At 66.0% G+C, this 19,905-nt stretch carries 21 protein-coding genes; 4 read left to right on the top strand and 17 right to left on the bottom strand.

All coding sequences use genetic code 11. From position 1 onward, the window contains the following. Window positions 1–322: 322 nt before the first annotated feature. Window positions 323–721: a DUF1844 domain-containing protein gene (locus tag WMN78_RS04780; protein WP_340532353.1), complete on the top strand. Its 399-nt coding sequence runs from the start codon at window positions 323–325 to the stop codon at window positions 719–721. A gap of 188 nt (window positions 722–909) precedes the next feature. On the opposite strand, the gene WMN78_RS04775 is transcribed toward WMN78_RS04780, so the two are convergent. The 8 genes from WMN78_RS04775 to WMN78_RS04740 all read right to left on the bottom strand — a co-directional run bounded on the left by WMN78_RS04775 (window position 910) and on the right by WMN78_RS04740 (window position 7,279). Further along, window positions 910–2,223 carry an MFS transporter gene (locus tag WMN78_RS04775; protein ID WP_340532352.1) on the bottom strand — a complete coding sequence of 438 codons (1,314 nt, stop codon included), beginning with the start codon at window positions 2,221–2,223 and terminating at the stop codon, window positions 910–912. A 57-nt stretch (window positions 2,224–2,280) separates the two neighbouring features. Beyond that, on the bottom strand, window positions 2,281–3,228 hold the full coding sequence (locus WMN78_RS04770) for an SseB family protein (RefSeq protein ID WP_340532351.1): 948 nt from the start codon (window positions 3,226–3,228) through the stop codon (window positions 2,281–2,283). A 13-nt stretch (window positions 3,229–3,241) separates the two neighbouring features. Beyond that, on the bottom strand, window positions 3,242–3,988 hold the full coding sequence (gene priA / locus WMN78_RS04765) for a bifunctional 1-(5-phosphoribosyl)-5-((5-phosphoribosylamino)methylideneamino)imidazole-4-carboxamide isomerase/phosphoribosylanthranilate isomerase PriA (RefSeq protein WP_340532350.1): 747 nt from the start codon (window positions 3,986–3,988) through the stop codon (window positions 3,242–3,244). Window positions 3,989–4,041: 53 nt separating this feature from the next. Next, on the bottom strand, window positions 4,042–4,200 hold the full coding sequence (locus WMN78_RS04760) for a hypothetical protein (RefSeq protein WP_340532349.1): 159 nt from the start codon (window positions 4,198–4,200) through the stop codon (window positions 4,042–4,044). Next, the gene (gene hisH, locus WMN78_RS04755) at window positions 4,201–4,962 is read right to left on the bottom strand and encodes an imidazole glycerol phosphate synthase subunit HisH (RefSeq protein ID WP_340532348.1); all 762 of its coding nucleotides are present in this window, start codon (window positions 4,960–4,962) and stop codon (window positions 4,201–4,203) included. After that, a complete protein-coding gene (hisB, locus tag WMN78_RS04750; RefSeq protein WP_340532347.1) occupies window positions 4,959–5,585 on the bottom strand; it encodes an imidazoleglycerol-phosphate dehydratase HisB in 627 nt (208 codons plus the stop codon). Before hisB ends, hisH begins: the two co-directional genes overlap by 4 nt. 91 nt (window positions 5,586–5,676) lie before the next feature. Beyond that, complete coding sequence (locus tag WMN78_RS04745) at window positions 5,677–6,795, bottom strand: histidinol-phosphate transaminase (RefSeq protein WP_340532346.1); 1,119 nt, start codon at window positions 6,793–6,795, stop codon at window positions 5,677–5,679. 100 nt (window positions 6,796–6,895) lie between these two features. Beyond that, window positions 6,896–7,279, bottom strand: coding sequence for a LysM peptidoglycan-binding domain-containing protein (locus WMN78_RS04740; protein WP_340532345.1), 384 nt, complete (start codon window positions 7,277–7,279; stop codon window positions 6,896–6,898). A 397-nt stretch (window positions 7,280–7,676) separates the two neighbouring features. On the opposite strand from WMN78_RS04740, the gene lexA reads away from it, so the two are divergent. Next, window positions 7,677–8,426, top strand: coding sequence for a transcriptional repressor LexA (gene lexA / locus WMN78_RS04735; RefSeq protein ID WP_043480173.1), 750 nt, complete (start codon window positions 7,677–7,679; stop codon window positions 8,424–8,426). Window positions 8,427–8,478: 52 nt separating this feature from the next. Here the strand turns inward: lexA and WMN78_RS04730 are convergent, their stop codons facing one another. Together WMN78_RS04730 and hflX are read right to left on the bottom strand one after the other, a co-directional pair. After that, the gene (locus WMN78_RS04730) at window positions 8,479–10,551 is read right to left on the bottom strand and encodes an ATP-dependent DNA helicase (protein WP_340532344.1); all 2,073 of its coding nucleotides are present in this window, start codon (window positions 10,549–10,551) and stop codon (window positions 8,479–8,481) included. Then, a complete protein-coding gene (hflX, locus tag WMN78_RS04725; RefSeq protein ID WP_340532343.1) occupies window positions 10,544–12,112 on the bottom strand; it encodes a GTPase HflX in 1,569 nt (522 codons plus the stop codon). The genes WMN78_RS04730 and hflX overlap by 8 nt, the downstream gene beginning before the upstream one ends. Window positions 12,113–12,583: 471 nt before the next feature. Here hflX and WMN78_RS04720 point away from each other — a divergent pair, with 471 nt between their 5' ends. Next, on the top strand, window positions 12,584–13,198 hold the full coding sequence (locus tag WMN78_RS04720; RefSeq protein ID WP_340532342.1) for a class I SAM-dependent methyltransferase: 615 nt from the start codon (window positions 12,584–12,586) through the stop codon (window positions 13,196–13,198). Here the strand turns inward: WMN78_RS04720 and dapF are convergent. The 6 genes from dapF to WMN78_RS04690 form a co-directional block, all read right to left on the bottom strand. Next, the gene (gene dapF, locus WMN78_RS04715; RefSeq protein ID WP_340532341.1) at window positions 13,179–14,123 is read right to left on the bottom strand and encodes a diaminopimelate epimerase; all 945 of its coding nucleotides are present in this window, start codon (window positions 14,121–14,123) and stop codon (window positions 13,179–13,181) included. The two genes, WMN78_RS04720 and dapF, sit on opposite strands and share 20 nt — an antisense overlap. A gap of 52 nt (window positions 14,124–14,175) precedes the next feature. Continuing rightward, on the bottom strand, window positions 14,176–15,078 hold the full coding sequence (gene miaA, locus WMN78_RS04710; protein WP_340532340.1) for a tRNA (adenosine(37)-N6)-dimethylallyltransferase MiaA: 903 nt from the start codon (window positions 15,076–15,078) through the stop codon (window positions 14,176–14,178). Between the two features lie 3 nt (window positions 15,079–15,081). After that, window positions 15,082–16,650, bottom strand: a complete 1,569-nt coding sequence (gene miaB / locus WMN78_RS04705) for a tRNA (N6-isopentenyl adenosine(37)-C2)-methylthiotransferase MiaB (RefSeq protein ID WP_340532338.1) — start codon at window positions 16,648–16,650, stop codon at window positions 15,082–15,084. 17 nt (window positions 16,651–16,667) lie between these two features. Further along, a complete protein-coding gene (locus WMN78_RS04700; protein ID WP_340532395.1) occupies window positions 16,668–17,171 on the bottom strand; it encodes a regulatory protein RecX in 504 nt (167 codons plus the stop codon). 64 nt (window positions 17,172–17,235) lie between these two features. Further along, the gene (gene recA, locus WMN78_RS04695; protein WP_043480159.1) at window positions 17,236–18,291 is read right to left on the bottom strand and encodes a recombinase RecA; all 1,056 of its coding nucleotides are present in this window, start codon (window positions 18,289–18,291) and stop codon (window positions 17,236–17,238) included. 187 nt (window positions 18,292–18,478) lie between these two features. Next, complete coding sequence (locus tag WMN78_RS04690) at window positions 18,479–18,703, bottom strand: DUF3046 domain-containing protein (protein WP_340532337.1); 225 nt, start codon at window positions 18,701–18,703, stop codon at window positions 18,479–18,481. A gap of 41 nt (window positions 18,704–18,744) precedes the next feature. Between WMN78_RS04690 and WMN78_RS04685 the strand changes: the two genes are divergently transcribed. After that, window positions 18,745–19,254, top strand: a complete 510-nt coding sequence (locus WMN78_RS04685) for a MarR family winged helix-turn-helix transcriptional regulator (protein ID WP_340532336.1) — start codon at window positions 18,745–18,747, stop codon at window positions 19,252–19,254. 92 nt (window positions 19,255–19,346) lie between these two features. Here the strand turns inward: WMN78_RS04685 and WMN78_RS04680 are convergent, their stop codons facing one another. After that, on the bottom strand, window positions 19,347–19,799 hold the full coding sequence (locus WMN78_RS04680) for a helix-turn-helix domain-containing protein (protein ID WP_078026444.1): 453 nt from the start codon (window positions 19,797–19,799) through the stop codon (window positions 19,347–19,349). Window positions 19,800–19,905 lie beyond the last annotated feature (106 nt).

The following is a 19,905-nucleotide window of genomic DNA, read 5'->3' as shown; positions in this document are numbered from 1 at the left end:
ATGAGTACTCCACCGGCAAACAGAGAAGGCCCCCAATTGCCGGAGCAATCGAAGGCCTCGATGATCGGATGTACCGGGCCTCCGGGGAGGCGGTACGCGTTCCAGCCGGCTGACGCCGCCTTGGAATGCCCGACCAGGTACCCGGCAACCTTGCTTCCTGGACATTACTTCCGGGAAAACGGCTGACGCGGGTGGGAGAGAACTCCGCTTGCAAACTGAAAGTCGATTCTACAGAAAGAACCCCGGAAACTGCACATTGGCAGCAGCAAGATTTACATAGCAAAATAACGACATTCAGTCGGTCTGTGACAAGCTTACCAGTATGAGCACTTCAGACAGTAATTCACACGTTTTCGAGCCCGCCACCGGTCAGCGGGACGGCCAGGAGCAGGTGTCGCAGCAAATCCGCGACATCTCCGAGGTCCCCGCCATCGAGGTCATCACCACCGCCGCTGTCCACCTCATGAGCGCATCGGCCGTAAAGCTCGGGCTCGCCGCCGAGGAGAATGCCGAGGAGCTCAAGGACCTGGACGAGGCCCGCAAGCTGATCACCGCACTGGCCGGTCTCGTGACCGCCGCCGCTCCGGAGATCGGTTCCCAGCACGCCGGGCCGTTGCGCGACGGACTGCGCTCCCTGCAGCTGGCCTTCCGTGAGGAGTCCATCATCCCGGACGCCCCGGGCAAGGGTCCGGGGGAAAAGTACACCGGGCCGGTTAACTAGGCGATCCACTGGCACGTCGACGGCGGCGGGCGGACCAACGGCGGGCGGACCGGCGGCGGGCGGACCGGCGGCGGGCGGACCAACCAGGTCCGCCCGCCGCCGTCGTAATTCCCTGAGTTTTTGTCCAGATACAGGGACTTACGCACCCCGGAAGCCGGGTTATCTGGACAAAAACTCCGGGCGGCCGGTCAGGTGAGGGCGCGCCGGCGGCGCCGGTGCTGCAGCACCAGGCCCAAGAGGCAGAAGACAACCCCGGCGGTGCCCACCGAGACAAATCCGGCGGACGGCCCGACCCCGTCGATGAACACGCCGGCCAAGGGAGCGCCCAGCGCCACTCCGGCCGTGAGAGCGGACCCGTACCAGCCCATGGCCTCGCCGCGGCGGCCCTCCTCCACGAGATCGGCAACCTTTTCCGACGCAGCGGACAAGACCGGTGCGCACAGCAGGCCGGGGAGCAGCGACAGCAGGCACAGCGTCAGAGTGTCGCGCGCGAAGCCCATCGGGATGGTGAGGGCGGCCATGCCGAGCAGCAGGAGCATCGGGGAAACGGGCCGGTGCATGGCGCCGTAGAGGAGTCCTCCGACAACCGACGCCGCGCACCAGAACACAAAAACAAGGCCGATCTCCGCCTGGCGGCCGCCGGTCTCCAACGCGGCAACAATGCCCACGTCCGTGCCGCTAAGCACCATACCTGCCCCGGAGGCCACGGCGAAGACCGCTGCCACCGCGGCGGTGAACCAGGCGAAATTATGTACCACGCTGCGCCTTAATCCGGCGGGCCGCAGCCGGGTGCGGCGAAGGCCGCCGGCCGCTACCGGAGCGAGTTCCGCCGCAGCTTCCTGCAGGTGCGCCGGAGCCGCCGCGACGACCGCAGCTTCCGCGCCTTCCTGCTGGTCGGTTTCGTAGTCGTCATCCGGCACGGCACTGCGGGTGGGCGGGTTGAACCACATCAGGAAGAGTCCGGCCACAGAAGTGCACACGCCCACCACGGTCAGCCCGACAACCGAATAGCCGGCAGTTGCCACAATCGCCCCGGCCGCCGGGCCGAGCATAAAGACAAGTTCCGTGGAGATGGCATCCAAAGCGAATGCCGTCCGCCGCTGTTCACCGCTTGCCAGCACGCCCAGGGACTGGCGCACCACGCTGAAGATGGGCAGCGTCAGGAGTCCCCCGACGAAGACCAGCGCCAGCACCCACTCGTAGGAAACGTGCGGCACCACGGACCAGATCACGGTCTCGGAAACGACAGAGGGAATCAGCGCTTTGCGAAGGCCTACGGTGTCCACGCGGCGCCCACGCCACGGCGCGCCCAGGGCGATCCCGATGGTCATCACCGCGGCAGCCGCCCCGGCGGCGGCATACCCCTCCCCCAGTGTCAGGACGATATGTAGCGTCAGGAGCACGCCGGCGGCGGAATGCGGTATGCGGGCTATCATTCCGACAGTCAGCAGGCGCCTGATGGGCCTGACTGCCAGGAGCTCCTGGTAAAGAGCGAAATTCACGGGTACGTCCTTCATCCTGCCGGCGGCAGGACCGGGAGGCTTCCCCGCTGCCGCCAGCTATTCGGCTGCGCGCTGCAACTTTACCTCGATCGAGTCGACGCGCTCGGCGAAGACCGCATTCCGCGACCAGTCGGCGTTGAGCCCTGCCACGATGGCCTGGACGCCTGCTGCATCCAGGCCGTCTTCCAGGTACAGCACCACCCTGAGCTCCGGCCCCGGTCCGCCGCCGCGGACAACAGCACCGCCGGCTGTTGCCGAGGCCACGCCGCCTCCCGGCTCGAGCTCGACCCGTCTCACGGCCGTGTAACCCGACGCTGCCTCGGCCATGGCCCGCCCAAGCTCCGGATCAGCATAGGACGGCAGCCAGTCGTGCTGCTGGGCAAGGGCCCAGACGGCGGGCCGGCGGACCACGAATGTGTACTCGGAGCCGGGGTCGAGGACCAGGAGCTCGGCTCCTTCAGCCACCGCGGACAGGGCCGCCCGCGCGGCGTACACTGCCACCGGGCGGGCCTCCGGATGCCAGGCTTCCAGCGTCGCCGCCGAGGTGAAGACCGGCAGCGCCGTCCGCCCGTCGGGCGCCTTCAGCGTGACGAGCGCCATGTCCGCCTGCTTGTCGCCGTGCAGCTTGTCACCGTGCGGCTCATCGTGACCGTGCAGCTCGTCGTCAACGTGGACGAAACCGTGGCCTGAACCGTGGGGGCCGTGAGCGTGTTCGCTTTCCTCGGCCAGCTGGGCAACGATCGGAACGAAAACCCTGGCAGTGGCCAGGGACGCCACCACGGCAGCCTCGTCGCCGTCCGCAGAGCGGAGGGCGGCCACGGCGGCGAGGTAACCGGCATCGGCCGTGCCGTCGTCGTGCTCGAAATTGTGGATCTTTGCATCCTCGCCGGCAAGGCTGCGCCCCGCCCAGGGCTGCCCGGCAGAATCCGTGGCGCCGCCGGAGCCGGCCAGCGCGGCCGCGATGTGGCCCGGCAGTTCGCGGGATGCTGGAGGTCGCTGTTCCATGGTGGCTGCGGGCCTAGCGGCGGCCTGCTACGTCCAGTGCTTCCGGCAGCGTAAACGCACCGGCGTAGAGCGCCTTCCCCACGATGGCCCCTTCAACGCCCAGGGGGACGAGGGAGCGCAGTACCTTGAGGTCTTCCAGGCTGGAGATGCCGCCGGAGGCCACCACCGGCTTGCCGGTCTTCTCCACCATCTGGCGGAGCAGCTCAACGTTGGGGCCCTGCAGGGTGCCGTCCTTGGTGACGTCGGTGACCACGTAGCGGGCGCAGCCGGCTTCTTCGAGCCGTGCCAGCACGTCCCACAGGTCGCCGCCTTCCTTGGTCCACCCGCGGCCCGCCAGCGTGGTTCCGCGCACGTCGAGCCCGACGGCGATCTTGTCACCAAAGCGGTCGATGGCGCGGGCGGTCCACTCCGGGTTTTCAAGGGCCGCCGTGCCGAGGTTCACCCGGGCGACGCCCAGGTCCAGGGCTTTCTCCAGGGATTCGTCGTCGCGCAGGCCGCCGGAGAGCTCCACCTTGATGTCCAGCCGGCCCACAACCTCCCGGAGGAGGTCGGCATTGGAGCCACGGCCGAACGCGGCATCCAGGTCCACCAGGTGCACCCACTCGGCGCCCTGTTCCTGCCAGTTGAGGGCAGCTTCCAGCGGGGTGCCGTAGCTCGTCTCGCTGCCGGCTTCGCCCTGGACCAGGCGGACCGCCTGGCCGTCCACGACGTCGACGGCGGGCAGCAGTTCCAGTACGGGCAGCGGCGTTTCGGTGGTCATGATGGGGTCCTCAGGGTTGTAGTGAAGCTGCAGTGATCGGGGGCCCGGCGCGGTCAGTTTGCCGGCAGGGTAAGCAGGTAGGCGGCCAGCAACGACATGCCGGCCAGCGCGTAGAAAACGACCTGGGTCCAGAGCGGCTTGTGCTGCTGCCTGAAGGACAGGGCCCCGCCAACCAGCAGGCCGGCCAGGCCCATCAGGACTATCGACCACATCTAGGCGGCCGGTCCGGTACTGGCGTCCGCGGGTGCTGTGGCATCGCCTTCGCGGCGCCGCAGGCCGTTGACCCAATTGCGGAGCAGCCGCGCGCCGGCGTCGCCGGATTTTTCCGGGTGGAACTGGGTGGCGCACAGCGGCCCGTTCTCCACGGCGGCGACAAACGGTGCGCCGTGCTCGGACCAGGTGACCAGCGGGGCCGCCATGCGCGGCTGGATGACGTCAAAGTCCCAGTGCTGCACACCGTACGAGTGGACGAAGTAGAAGCGCTCGTTTTCGACACCTTCGAAGAGCCTGGATCCTTCCGGCACCTTCACGGTGTTCCAGCCCATGTGGGGAACTACCTCTGCAGGCAGCAGTTCCACTTTGCCGGGCCACTCGCCCATGCCCTCGGCTTCGGTGCCGTGCTCGACTCCGGCCTCGAACAGCACCTGGAGGCCCACGCAGATACCCAGGACTGGCCGGCCGCCGGCGACGCGCCGGCCGATCATCCGGATGGCGTCCACTGCCTTGAGCTCGCGCATGACCGTTTCGAAGGCACCGACCCCGGGTACCAGCAGGCCGTCGGCATTCAGGACGTCCTCCGGCTTGGCACTGAGGATGACCTCGGCACCGGCACGCTCCAGCGCCCGGACAGCTGAGCGGACGTTCCCGGAACCGTAGTCCAGGACCGTGACAGTGGGTTTCCCCTCGGGAGACGCCGGTTTCGCGCTTCCGGCGGGATCGAGAATTGCGCCGTCGCGGAGGATCGGCCCGGTCACAGCGCGCCCTTGGTGGACGGGATGCCCTCCACGCGGGGATCAGGCTCAACGGCTGCGCGCAGCGCCCGTGCAAACGCCTTGAACTGCGCCTCCACGATGTGGTGCGGGTCCCGGCCGGCCATGACGTTCATGTGCAGGCAGATGCCGGCGTGCAGGGTGATGGCTTCGAAGATGTGGCGGGTCAGGGAACCTGTGAAGTGTCCGCCGATCAGGTGGTATTCCTGGCCGGCAGGCTCGCCGCCGTGCACCAGGTACGGACGGCCGGAGACATCAACGACAGCGTGCGCCAGGGCTTCGTCCAGGGGAACGGTGGCTTCCCCGAAACGGCGGATCCCGGCCTTGTTGCCGAGGGCGGTCCGAAGCACTTCGCCGAACGTTATGGCTACGTCCTCCACCGTGTGGTGCACATCGATGTGGATGTCACCCGTCGCCTTGACAGTCATATCGATGAGCGAGTGCTTGCACAGAGCGGTCAGCATGTGGTCATAGAACGGAACCGAGGTGCTGATGTCCGAGATGCCCGTGCCATCAAGGTTGATCTCGACGAGCACGGAGGATTCGCTCGTGGAACGCTCCATGCGTGCGGTCCGGGCCTCGACAGCAGTGGATCCGGTGGTGCTCATGTGTTGTGTCCTTTGGATGTCAGGAGAAATACCGTCTGGGTACTGGGTCTTGAGAAGTGGTTCCCCTGGGAACCGGGGGTCTGACTCCAGTTTAGGCCGGGACGCTGGGCTGGCCGGTCAGGATCAGTTCCAGGGCCTCCAGGAAAGCTGTGGTTTCCGTCTCAGTGCCGGCCGTGACGCGCAGGTGCCCGGGGATCCCGACATCCCGGATCAGGACTCCGCGGTCAAGCAGCCCCTGCCAGACCTCGTGGGGGTTCTCCAGGCCGCCGAAGAAGACGTAGTTGGAGTCGGACGCGGCGGGCTTGAGGCCCATCCGGGTCAGCTCCGTGACGATCCGGTCCCGCTGCCGCTTGATGTCTTCGACGTCGGCCATGAGGGCCTCGCGGTGCGTCAAGGCCGCAAGGGCGGTGGCCTGGGTGATGGCCGACAGGTGGTACGGCAGCCGCACAAGCCTCAGGGCATCCGTAACCTCGGGTGCCGCCGCCATGTAGCCGAGACGTGCTCCGGCCAGGGCGAAGGCCTTGCTCATGGTGCGGGAAACGATCAGGCGCTCACGGCCCGGAAGGAGGGTCAGGGCGCTGGGTGTGCCGTCGTGGGCAAACTCGTGGTAGGCCTCGTCGACGATCACAACAGTCTGGCTGGCCTCGCCCGCTTCGTAGACGGCTTCCACGACATCGAGTCCCAGACCGGTGCCGGTGGGGTTGTTGGGCGAGCACAGAAAGACGATATTGGGCTGGAGTTCCCTGACCTGCCGGGCCGCCGATTCGGCACTGAGGCCATAGTCGTCCGCACGCTGGCCGGTGATGTAGCCGGTATCCGTGCCGCTCGCCAGGAGGGGGTACATGGAGTACGTGGGCGGGAACCCAAGGGCCGTGCGGCCCGGTCCGCCGAAAGCCTGCAGAATCTGCTGAAGCACTTCGTTGGACCCGTTGGCAGCCCAGATGTTCTCGGCCCCCAACCCGTGGCCTAGGTACTCCGCGAGGCGCTCCCGGAGTTCGGTGAACTCACGGTCCGGATAGCGGTTCAGTCCAGCGGCGGCCGCCGTCACGGCCTCCGAAATGGCCGCCAGGACATCGGCCGGTACGCCATGGGTGTTTTCGTTGACGTTGAGCAGGATGGGAACATTCAGCTGCGGCGCTCCGTACGGAGTGAGCCCCCTCAGGTTGGTGCGGAGGGGAAGTCGGTTCAGTCGCTCTAGCTGGTCAGTCACTTCAACAGTTTAAGTGAGGGTGGCCGGACCATTGAAACTGTGACGCCCCCGCGCCGCCGCAGGCCCGATGTTCCGGGGCTCAAGCAGCATGCTCGAGGCATTAGTTTGAGGGAACAAAAATCTGCTGGCCGGGCATGACCCTGCCGCCGTCGAGGTTGTTGAGCTGGACGATATCGGCGACGACGTCCCGGGTGTCGCGTTCCGGGGACACGGTCCCGGCGATCTCCCAGAGGGACTGCCCCGGCTGGACGGTCACGGACACGGTGGGGGTCAGCGACAGCTCGGACGCCGAATCCGCCGCCTTCGCCGGCGAATTCAGGAAGCCGGCCAACGAGATCAGGAGCACGGACAACAAGATCAGCGGCACGCCCACAAGGACGATTCGCCCCCTGCGGGTCAGGCGGAGCGGCGGCTGCACGGGCCTGGCCTTCGCCGTCTTAACAGCTTTCGCTGCAGGACGCTCCTCCCAGTTGAAGCCGAGCATTCCTGCAGCTTCGGTTCCCCGTAAAGACGAACCTTCATTACTCGAACCCTGAATAGCGCTTGTTGCTGACATGAACTGAGCCCTCCTGGACCTGACTGTGCCGCCCGCCGTGTTCCCCAAACCGTCATCCACCCCTTGCGGTTATCGAACATACAACCGAACGGAGTTTCTGACTAGAACACATATTCGAACTTTGCTGGTTCTGTTCTAGCACTTATTGACGAACATTGTCGAGACTCACTAGAACAAATGTTTGAAAAAGCATTGAGGCTGGCCTACGTTTGAGCTACAGAACAACCACTTCTGCAGTTGATCAGCAGGGTCTGACATTTCAGGCCGGAAGTTCCCGGCAGCTGCAGCCACGGATGCCGGGCGGAACGGAAAGGCGTTGGCGAACATGGCAGCACAAGCCACCGGCGGCAGGGCTACCCAGCGGAGCCAGCAGTCACCAGCGAAGCCGAAGGGCCTCACGGTACGGCAGAAGAAGATTCTGGAAACGATCCAGCGGTCCGTCAACGACAACGGCTATCCGCCGTCCATGCGTGAAATTGGTGACACCGTTGGCTTGGCGAGCCTGTCCAGCGTTACCCACCAGCTCTCGCAGCTCGAAAAGCTGGGCTATCTCCGCCGCGACCCCAAGCGCCCGCGCGCAATGGAAGTCCTGATGCCGCTGACCCTGGACGAAGGCACCGCCAAAATCTCCGGCGTGGAGAAGCCTGCACGGCTGCGCACCGTTGGCGGATTGGCCGTCTCCGAACTCGCCACGGCAACGGACACGGCCATGGTCCCCTTGGTGGGGCGGATTGCGGCAGGCGGACCGATCCTGGCTGACCAGATGGTTGAGGACGTGATGCCGCTGCCGAGGCAGCTGGTTGGCCATGGCGAGCTCTTTATGCTGAAGGTGACCGGCGACTCCATGATCGACGCAGCAATTTGCGACGGCGACTGGGTTGTGGTCCGTCGGCAGAGTGACGCTGTCAACGGCGACATCGTTGCCGCCCTGCTCGACGACGAGGCGACGGTCAAGACGTTCCGCCAGCGCGACGGCCACACCTGGCTCCTGCCTCAGAACACGCAATACGAGCCCATCCTCGGCGATCACGCCAACATCATGGGCAAGGTGGTTTCGGTTCTACGCTCGCTGTAGCAGCCCGCTGTAGCAGCCGCCCGCCGGGTTCGGCGGGCGGCGTCCTCCGCCGTCAGGCGGTGGCAACCTCCACCGGAGCCTTGGCGAGCCTTGACAGCGCAGCAACCGCAATCGCCGGGTCGGTGGTGGGCCAGAACGGCGGCAGGGCGGCCCGCAGGAAGCCCCCGTAGCGTTCGGTGGACAACCTGGAGTCAAGGACGGCCACAACGCCTTTGTCGCCCGTGGAGCGGATCAGCCGGCCGGCCCCCTGGGCGAGCCGGATCGCCGCGTGCGTGGCAGACACCGACATAAAGCCGTTGCCGCCGGCCTGGGCCACGGCCCGGGAGCGGGCCGTCATGAGGGGATCGTCCGGCCGCGGGAACGGGATGCGGTCGATGACCACCAGCCGGCACGAACCGCCCGGAACATCCACCCCCTGCCAGAGCGACATGGTGCCGAAAAGACAGGTGTCCGGTTCGTCGGCAAACTGCCGCACCAGCGCCGTCATGGTTGATTCGCCCTGGCACAGGATGCTGACATCCAGGCGGGGTCGCATCGCCTCTGCCGCTTCCTCCGCTGCACGCCGTGACGAGAAGAGGCACAGCGCCCCGCCGTTCGAGGCCCGGATCAGTTTCTCCAGCTCGTCCAGCGCCTCGGGCGATGTCCCCCGGCCAGGTTTCGGCAGATGGCTGGCCACGTACAGAATCCCCTGCTTGGGGTAGTCGAACGGGGACCCCACGTCCACGCCGGTCCAGCTGGGTGCGCCGGGCCCTACCAGCCCCAGCCCTCCCGCAGCCGGCTCGAAGGCCGATCCGATGGCCAGGGTGGCAGACGTCAGGACGACGGTGTGACCGGCAAAGAGCCCGTCGCGGAGCTTACCGGCCACACTCAGGGGGGCTATGTTGATCAGGGCCGGCGCGGCGTCGTCCGGCTGCGAGTAGCCCTGTTGCGGGTCAAAGGTGCTGTTCCGCGAGAACCAGACCACCTCCCGGTTTTCACGGGCGGCAATCAGGCGTTCACAGAGTTCGAGGATCACCATGAGGCGTGAGCGCGCAAGCTGGCGCCCGCCGTCGGCCGTGTTGGCGCTGTCGCCCTTTGAGTCGGAGAGGGCCGCGCGGCAGGCTTCCCGCAGCTGGTCAACGCAGTCGAGCTGTTCGTCGTTGAGGCCGTTGGGCAGGAGGCCGCTGGGAACTCCGGCGATGGCAAGTTCGAGGTTCGCGGCGGCGTTGTTGAGCGCATCAACCGTGATCCCGGTGTTCTTGCGGGCACCGGAGGCGGCGGCGTGGACCATGGCCACGGACAGCTGGCCGGAGACGGCTCCCGTGACGCGGTCCTGCAGCTCGTGCGCCTCGTCAACCACCACGACGTCGTACTCCGGCAGCACCGCGAGGCCTTCGAACGCGCTGACGGCGAGCATGGCATGGTTGGTCACCACAACGTCTGCCTCGGCCGCATCCTGCCGGGCCAGTTCGCTGAAGCACTCGGCGGCCATGGGGCATTTCTGCGCGCCCAGGCATTCCATCGACGTGACGGACACCTGCCGCCAGGCACGGTCCGTCACGCCGGGCATCAGTTCGTCCCGGTCCCCTGTGGCCGTCTTCTCCGCCCACTCGCGGAGCCGGACCACTTCCTTGCCCAGCTGTGACGCCGGGCCGCCCAAAGACGCAGCAAAGTGCGGGACGCTGGTGTCCTCACCCAGGGAGAAGAGCTGTCCCTCCGACGGTTCTTCGGAGGGGAACCCGCCGTCGAGCTTGTGCCGGCAAACGTAGTTTGCCCTGCCCTTGACCAAGGCGACCTTGACGGGGCGCTCCAGGGCGGGGTTGATCGTTTCCAGCAGCCGGGGAAGGTCCCTGCCCACGATCTGGGTCTGCAGGGCAAGGGTAGCCGTGGACACCAGGGTGGGTTTATCGCTGACCTGTGAATGGGCAATCAGCGGAATCAGGTACGCGAGGGACTTTCCCGTGCCTGTTCCGGCCTGGACCAGCAGGTGGTCGCCGCTGTCGATTGCGCGCGCCACCTGCCGGGCCATCTCGTGCTGGCCGCTGCGGCTCTGTCCGCCCATGCCGGACACCGCCCGGTCGAGCAGTTCGATGACAAACTCCTCGCCGGAGGAGCCGCTGGTTTCTCCGGCCCCGGGATCAGACATTGCTGATGAAGGATTCCAGTTCAGCGGCGAGTCCTTCGCGCACCATGACGAGGGCGCGTGTGCCTTGCTCTTCATGGTCCAGGCGGAGAATTTCGGCGTCCGTTTCGTGGAGTTTGCTGATCAGATCCCCCCGGTTGTACGGGATCAGCAGTTCCATTTTGACGCTGGGCCGCGGAATGGATTCGCTGATCGCCTTCAGGAGCTCGGGGATGCCCTGCCCGGTGCGGGCGGACACCACCACATGGCGGGGTTCGCGCTGTTTGAGGCGTTCCACCACGAACGGATCCGCGGCGTCGGCCTTGTTCAGCACGATGATCTCCGGGACCTTGCGTGCGTCCACTTCGCTGAACACTGCCCGGACCGCGGCGATCTGGCCTTCCGGATCCGGATGCGAGACGTCCACGACGTGCAGGATGAGGTCCGAATCGGCCACTTCCTCCAGGGTGGAGCGGAAGGCTTCCACCAGCTGCGTGGGAAGGGAACGGACGAAGCCCACGGTGTCGGCCAGCGTATAGCCCAGGCCGTCAGCCGTTTCCGCCTTGCGGACCGTCGGGTCCAGCGTCGCGAACAGGGCGTTCTCCACCAGGACGCCGGCGTCGGTGAGCCGGTTCAGGAGGGAGGACTTTCCGGCGTTCGTGTACCCCGCAATGGCTACGGACGGCACGGAATTACGACGGCGGTTGGCCCGTTTGGTTTCCCGCGCAGGCTTCATGGCGGCGATTTCCCGCCGCAGCTTGGCCATCCTGGTGCGGATCCGGCGGCGGTCGAGTTCGATCTTGGTTTCACCGGGACCGCGGGAGCCCATGCCGGCACCTGCCCCGCCCACCTGGCCACCGGCCTGGCGCGACATGGATTCGCCCCAGCCGCGCAGTCGCGGGAGCAGGTACTCAAGCTGCGCCAGCTCCACTTGGGCCTTGCCTTCACGGCTCTTGGCATGCTGGGCGAAGATGTCCAGGATCAGGGCCGTGCGGTCGATAACCTTGACCTTCACGATGTCTTCGAGTCCGCGCCGCTGTGACGGTGCCAGCTCGGCATCCACCACCACGGTGTCGGCACCGGTGGACATTACGATGTCTTTGAGCTCCTGGGCCTTGCCGGATCCCAGGAAGGTACCGGGGTCGGGCTTGGCGCGGCGCTGGACAATGCCGTCGAGGACCTCCGAGCCCGCGGTTTCGGCCAGAGCGGCGAGTTCGCGGAGTGAATTCTCGGCGTCGGCGAGGGTGCCTTCGGTCCAGAGGCCGGCGAGGACGACTCGTTCAAGACGCAGCTGCCGGTATTCGACTTCGGTGACATCTTCGAGTTCCGTGGAAAGGCCTGCCGTGCGGCGCAGGGCCCGGCGTTCCTCGAGGTCCTGCTGGTCCCCGTCGAAGATGCTGTGTTCGCTGTCCTGGCGGGAAATCGCCTGCGCCGAGCCCAGAACTCCGCGCGGATTTTCCGGGACGGAGTTGGCGGCACGGGCCGGGACATCCTTGGACAGAATCCGGTCGATGACAGCCTGGATTTCCTCAGGACTCATGTCCTGGGAGGCTGAATCTGATCCGGTGTTGGGCTGGTTGGTCATGTTCTCCTTTGAAGATTCGACACCTTCAGAATAATGCTGATTGGTTGTCTGCGGGGCGGTATTCGCGCTGGGCTGACGACTATTGGTCATTCGGGCTCCTGAGTGCCGGCGGCTGTGGCGCAGCGGGCGGCTGAAGTGACGGTGAAGCGGGTGGTGACGCAGGCGGCCGGCGTAGGGGGCGGGCGGCTCTGCGAAGGGCTGGGGCGGCGTCGGTGAGAGTTGAGACACCACGGTTCAGATGATCAGCATTGCTGGACTCCAAGTAGTACGGGCGGGACGTCGGGCCGGATAATCACGGCAGGACGGCGCACTGAGCGGAAGGTGAATACCTGCGTCGCTGCGGGACGGGCCAGGGCCCGTGCCGGCTACTCAAAGATCAAGAACATGGATTAAACCTTAGCAGACCGGTTTCCGTGCATCGTTGCCGGCCTCGTTTCCCATCGGCGCGCGTGGCAACTAATCTGGCGAGTTATGGAGTCTGCACACTATTTCAGCGCCCAGCCTGCCGGGCCGTTCACCCGCAAACCGCTCACTGTGGAACTTGCCGGTGAAACCCGCAGGCTGCAGACGTCCAATGGCATCTTCAGCCCCGACGGCATCGACAAGGGAACGGCCGTCCTGCTGGCCGACGTTCCTGCCCCGTCCCCGCAGGGCAACCTGCTGGACATCGGCTGCGGCTGGGGTCCCATCGCCCTGACCATGGCCCTGCGGGCGCCGCACGCGCATGTCTACGCCGTGGACGTGAACGAGCGCTGCATCGCACTGACCAACGAAAATGCCGGCCTGCTGGGGCTCGGGAACGTCTCCGCCAGCCTGCCCGACGACGTCGATCCCGGCATCCGGTTCGACACGATCTGGTCCAATCCCCCCATCCGGATCGGAAAAGACGAGCTTCACTCCTTGCTGCTGAAGTGGCTGCCCCGGCTGGCCCCGGGCGGGACCGCCTGGCTGGTGGTCCAGAAAAACCTTGGTTCGGATTCGCTTCAGCGCTGGTTGGACGCGGAACTGGACAGCAGCTTCAGTGTCACCCGGGAGAGCACCTCGAAGTCCTTCCGGATCCTGCGGGTCAGGAAAGCGTCCCGCTAGCCACGATCACGGCCGGACCGCTGAGTTCCACATGTTCGTGGCCTTCCGGCCCCGCGAAGAACTTAACGCCGACGACGCCGCCGGGCACCTTGACGTTCCAGGCGTCCGGAGCGCCCTGCCCGGCCCAGTGACGGATGGCTACCGCTGCCGCGCATGCGCCGGTGCCGCAGGACTGCGTCTCCCCCACGCCCCGCTCATGGACACGCATGGTGACCGTCCCGACGCCGTCGTGGACCAGGGGCTCGGACGGGACGACGAACTCGACGTTGGTGCCGTTGGCCGGCTTAGGGTCAACCTGCGGTGCCTTGAAAAGCTGGGTCGCCTCGAGCTCGCTGAGTTCCGCCAGGGCCACCACGGTGTGCGGATTGCCCATGCTGACGGACAGCGCCGGGCGCGGCACTTCGAGGCCGTCCGCGGTCACGAGCGAGTCCATGGCACGGGCCGTGGCCTCCCCAGGGAAGATGAATTCCCACGGCCCCATGTCCACGGCGTAGCCGTTGTCGGTCCGAACCACCGTCTTGACGCCCGCACGCGTCCCGATTGTCAGCGCGCCGCCGGCGTCCAGCCGGACGAGTCCTTCGGAGATGAGGAAGTGGACGAACACCCGCACTCCGTTGCCGCACATTTCCGATAGGGATCCGTCGCCGTTGCGGTAGTCCATGAACCACTCGGCATCAGGGTGGACCGCCTGCAGCTCACGCCCTTCCGGTAGGTAGCGCGACGGTACCGCGCGGATCAGCCCGTCGCCTCCGATGCCGCGGTGGCGGTCGCACAGTTCCGCAACCTGCTCCGGCGCAATGGGCCAGGTGCCCTCGGGGTCGGCAACCAGCACGAAATCGTTGCCGGTACCGTGGCCCTTGGAGAAGGCCAGGCCGCTCAGCCCCTGGAGTATGCGGTCAGGGGCGGGTGCAAGGGTTTCGTCCATGGTCCAAGGTTACCGTCACGGCTGGACCGGCCGGAAAACGCCGGGCCGCGGGTCAGCGGCAGATAGCAGCAGCTTTGGCGACCAGCTCAGGGTCCTGCCAGTCGAGCCAGGTGATGCGCGGATCCGCCCTGAACCAGGTGAGCTGCCTGCGGGCGAATTTCCGGGTGGCCACGATGGTGTCTTCCGTGGCTTGGCCAACGTCCCATTCACCGTCGAGGACCTTGAGGAACTGGGAATAGCCCAGTGCCCGCGCTGCGGTTTTGCCGTTCCGCAGCCCTGCAGCGTCCAACCGCTGAACCTCAGCCTGCAGTCCGTCGGCAACCATGCGGTGGACACGGTGCGCCAGCCTGTCCTTCAGGAGTTCCCGGTCCACTTCGAGCCCGATCTGCACCGCCGGCTGGAAGTACTCCCGAACCGGCATGAAGGAACTAAAAGGACGCCCTGTCAGCTCGAAGACCTCCAGGGCACGGACAACCCTGCGGGCGTCACCCACGCGGGCGGCGGAAAGGGGGTCGACAGCTTCGAGCCGGGTGCGCAGCGGGGCGAGGCCGGCGTCGTCGAGCTCGGCTTCCAGGCGGCGCCGGATGGCCGGATCCGTGCCGGGAAACTCGAGCACGTCCAGTGCGGCCCGGACGTAGAGGCCTGAGCCTCCCGCCAGGATGGCCCGCTTGCCGCGCCCGTGGATCTCGGCGATGGCGGCCCTGGCCTTGCGCTGGAAATCGGAAACGCTAGCTTCTTCGGTGACGTCGAGGGTGTCCAGCAGGTGGTGCGGGACTCCCCTGCGTTCCTCCGCAGTGACCTTGGCTGTGCCGATGTCCATGCCGCGGTAGAACTGCATGGCGTCCGCGTTGATGACTTCGCCGCCGAGTTCCAGCGCCAATGCAACAGCCAGGTCCGACTTCCCGGACCCGGTGGGGCCAACCACCGCGATGACGGCGGGAGGACTGGTGGCCATCGCCTAGCTGCTGCGGACGGGAAGGGCCGGCATGCCGAGGGACACTCCGCCCTTGCCGCCGTTCGTGCCGGAACTGCTGCCAGGCACCGGGGCACCGCAGGAGTCAGCCTGGGACCTGTCCCAGGCGTCGCCGGCACGGGAGCGGCGCAGGGTGTACTCAGCCGCCGACGCCGGATCGGCCACCAGGTGGAAGGCTGCGGCTTCGGTGATGGTTACGGTGACAAGGTCGCCGGGACGGGGCTTCTCCGAGCCTTCAGGGACCGAGAAGTGCACCAGGCGCTGGTCCTGCGACCGGCCGGACAGCCGGTGTGTTTCTTCTGCCTTGCGCCCGGACTGCGCCGTGACCATGACTTCCACGCGGCGGCCCAGCTGGCGGGAGTTTTCTTCGGCCGCTATCCGGTCCTGCAGGGCGGTCAGTCGCTCAAAGCGCTCCTGGACCACGGCCTTGGGGAGCTGGTCCGGCAGGTCGGCAGCGGGGGTGCCGGGGCGCTTGGAGTACTGGAACGTGAAGGCCGTGGCAAACCGGGATTTCTCGACGACGTCCAGGGTGGCCTGGAAGTCCTCTTCGGTTTCGCCCGGGAAGCCCACGATGATGTCCGTGGAGATGGCAGCATGCGGAATCCGTTCCCGGACCTTGTCCAGAATGCCGAGGAACTTGGTGGACCGGTAGGACCGCTTCATGTCCTTGAGCACTTTGTCCGAGCCTGACTGCAGCGGCATGTGGAGCTGGGGCATGACGTTCGGGGTTTCGGCCATGGCGTCAATGACATCGTCAGTGAACGCAGCGGGGTGCGGACTGGTGAACCTGACCCGTTCCAGCCCTTCTATTTCTCCGCAGGCGCGGAGCAGTTTGGAGAAGGCCTGGCGGTCGCCGAACTCCACACCGTAGGAGTTCACGTTCTGGCCCAGGAGCGTGACTTCGATGGCGCCGTCGTCCACCAGCGCTTGAATCTCGGCGAGGATGTCGCCCGGGCGCCGGTCCTTTTCCTTGCCGCGCAGGGCAGGCACGATGCAGAACGTGCACGTGTTGTTGCAGCCCACCGAAATGGACACCCAGCCCGAGTACACGGAGTCCCGCTTGGTGGGCAGCGTGGACGGAAAGACGTCCAGCGACTCGAGGATCTCGAGCTGTGCTTCATTGTTGTGCCGGGCGCGGTCCAGGAGCGCGGGTAGCGCGCCGACGTTGTGGGTCCCGAACACGGCGTCAACCCACGGGGCCTTCTTCAGGATCGTTTCGCGGTCCTTCTGGGCCAGGCAGCCGCCCACCGCAATCTGCATGCCGGGATTGGCTGCCTTCACCGGCGCCAGCATCCCGAGGTTGCCGTACAGCTTGTTGTCGGCGTTTTCGCGGACTGCGCAGGTGTTGAACACCACCACGTCTGCGTGTTCGCCGGACGCCGGCACGTAGCCGGCGCCTTCCAGCATGCCGGCCATCCGTTCTGAGTCGTGCACGTTCATCTGGCAGCCGAAGGTGCGCACCTGGTAGGTGCGCGGCTCGGCAGCCGCAGGTGCTGCCTCGATGCTGGCGGAAGTGCTGGTGCCGGACGCTGGGGAGGGAATGGTCAAACTCACCTGTTAAGGGTACCGGTTCACAGGAATTCCGTGTCCGCCCGTTCGCCGCCCGGGTCCACGCCTGCAGACTCGAGGACCTCCCCCACGATCCGGAAGGCCTGTGACGGCTGGTATCCCTTCCGCGCCAGCATCGATGCCAGCCGGCGCGTGACTTTGTCCCGCTCCGCCCGGTCCGCGAGGTCAAGCCCGCCCTTCAGCTTGCGTTCGACGAGTTCACGGGCAGCGGACTCTTCCGCTTCGTCGCTGAGCTGCTCCAGGGCCCGGGCCGCAATGTCGGCTTCAATACCCTTGTCCGCAAGCTCGCGCCGTAACGCTCCCTTGGCAAGCTTCCGGGTCTGGGACCTGCTCCGGACCCACATATCTGCAAACTCCGCGTCATCGACGAGCCGGACTTCCTCGAAACGATCGAGGACAGCCTCGGCCACATCCTCCGGAACGTTGCGTTCGGCAAGCTTGCGGGACAGCTGCAGCCTGCTCTTGGGTGAGCTGGTCAGCTGCCGCAGCACGATGGCCCGGGCCACGGCAGCCGGATCCGCTTCCGCATCCTGTTCAGCTTCCGGACCCGAACCGCCCCGCCGGGTTCCCCTAGAAACCGTCAACGGCCTTGAGCTTCGGCGACTCTTCAGTTTCCGCGGCAGCCGGCTTGACGCCGACACCCAGCTTCTCCTTGATAAGGCGCTCCAGTTCCGCGGCAAGCTCCGGGTTGTCCCGCAGGAAGCGCCGGGAGTTCTCCATGCCCTGGCCCAGCTGGTCGCCGTCGTAGGTGAACCACGAACCGGACTTCTTGATCAGGCCGTGCTCAACGCCCATGTCAATGATGCCGCCCTCGCGGGAGATGCCCTGGCCGTAGATGATGTCGAATTCGGCGATCTTGAAGGGCGGGGCCATCTTGTTCTTGACGATTTTCGCCTTGGTGCGGTTGCCCACCGAATCGGCGCCTTCCTTCAGCGTCTGGATTCGGCGGACGTCGATGCGGATGGAGGCGTAGAACTTCAGTGCCTTACCACCGGTGGTGGTTTCGGGCGATCCGAAGAAGACGCCGATCTTCTCGCGCAGCTGGTTGATGAAGATGGCAGTGGTCTTGGTCTGGCTCAGGCGTCCGGTGATCTTACGGAGGGCCTGGCTCATCAGGCGGGCCTGCAGGCCGACGTGGCTGTCGCCCATGTCGCCTTCGATTTCCGCGCGGGGCACCAGGGCCGCCACGGAGTCGATGACGATGACATCGAGGGAGCCCGAACCGATCAGCATGTCCATGATTTCCAGGGCCTGCTCACCGGTGTCCGGCTGCGATACCAGCAGTGCGTCGGTATCGACACCCAGCTTGGCGGCGTATTCCGGATCGAGGGCGTGCTCGGCGTCGATGAAGGCGGCGATGCCTCCCTGGCGCTGGGCATTCGCCACGGCATGCAGGGCGACGGTGGTCTTACCCGATGATTCCGGCCCGTAGATTTCCACGACGCGGCCGCGCGGCAGGCCGCCAATCCCAAGAGCAACATCCAAGGCAATGGAGCCGGTGGGGATTACTTCGATGGGAGCACGTACTTCGTCGCCCAGTCGCATGACGGAGCCTTTGCCGAACTGCTTGTCGATCTGGGCCAGCGCTGCATCGAGCGCCTTCTGACGATCCGGGGCTGCCGCCATGGTTCACACCTCTAGTTTTCTCGCTGTGGAGTGGCCTGAGCGGCCCTTTATCTGTCATCACCGACGCTAACGGCACCCACCGACATTTTTGCCGGATGACATTGCGTATGTGGAAAACGGTCTGAAAAAAGCATAGCCCGACCCGAACAGATATTCGAACAATCCTGCGGCGTGTCAGGCCGGGGACTCACTTCCGGGACGGCTTGATGTCCCGGCCGAGCCGTCGGTCAGCGGGGACGTCCTGGACGTCGCACATCGCGAGCCAGACCTGCCGCGGGGGGATGCCGGCCGCCAGTGCCTGGTCCGCTGTCCGGCCGCCGACGCCCGCCAGCACCAGGGAGCTGCTGAGGACGCGGGAGTACCCCGCACCGAACTCGTCGTCCATGAGCCGCCAAAAGTCGCTGATTCGCACGGATAAAGTCTCTCACGCCTGCGGCCAATAGAATGGTTGCCATGAGCAACCCAGCCGTGGAACCCGATGATTCCGGGGCCACTGAAAACAGCGTCGACGCGGCCCTGCGAACCGTGGAGCACCAGATCAGCCTGTTCTGGCGACGTGGACGCTCCATCTCCCAGCAGCTATCCCGCCAGGTCCACCCGGACATGGAACCGGCGGCCTATGGCCTCCTGACCGTTATCCGGCGCGAGGGCCCCATCAGGCTCACCGAACTCGCGTCGTGCATCGGAGTGGGCAAGCCCTCGGTCAGCCGGCAGATCGCGTTCCTTGAGAGCATCGGCCTGGTCTCCAAGGAAGCGGACCCGCTCGACGGCCGCGCCCAGACCATCCGGCTGACACCCAAGGGCGAAGAGAAGATGCACCACGTGCAGGATGCGCGGCGCGAGGTTTTCCGTGAGCGGCTGGGCGAATGGCCGGTGGAGGACCTCCAGACGCTCGCCGCCTACATGGCCAAGCTCAACGCAACCTATGAACGGGACGGCTTCCCGAAGGACGAACCGAAATAGCCCCCCGGCCTGGACCACGCAGAGAAAACCCAAAGGGCCGCCGGCATAGCCGGCGGCCCTTTGGGCTAAAGTCCAGGTTCTGAGTATGCGGGTCAGCGGGCGCCCGAGAGCAGCCCCTTGGCCAGTTCGTCAGACAGTTCAGTATTGAGTTCGCGGTCAAGGTCGCGGCCGTAACGCTGCGAGAATTCCTGCGGAACGGTGTCCGGAACAGCAACGCCTTCAGCAACGGCAACGCGGTCGCTGACTTCACGGAGCATGCTGGACAACGGGACGTCCAGGGCCGAGCAGATCGAAGACAGCAGCTCCGAAGAGGCTTCCTTCTGGCCGCGCTCCACCTCACTGAGATACCCCAGGGAAACCCGGGCACTGTGTGACACTTCGCGGAGGGTTCGGCCCTGACGCTGGCGAACGTCGCGCAGAACATCACCGATTTCGTGACGAAGTACTACCATCTTGCGCTCCTTCTGTTCGCTCTTTGCCTGATCGGCGAGGCCCACATCCTTCCAGCGGACAACGCCGTTCACGGATACGGGCTGCTTTACCATCTGTATCGCCTTGCTCCCTCGTACGTCAGGTCCGCCCTCATCAGGCGAACCGTAATTATTTATTCATCCTAGGCGCCTCAGTCATTCGGAAGCGACACAATGTAAC

Source organism: Arthrobacter oryzae (genome assembly GCF_037911235.1).
Classification (GTDB): domain Bacteria; phylum Actinomycetota; class Actinomycetes; order Actinomycetales; family Micrococcaceae; genus Arthrobacter; species Arthrobacter oryzae_E.
The sequence above is the reverse complement of the archived record's forward strand: the minus strand, read 5'-3'. Positions and strand labels throughout refer to the sequence as shown.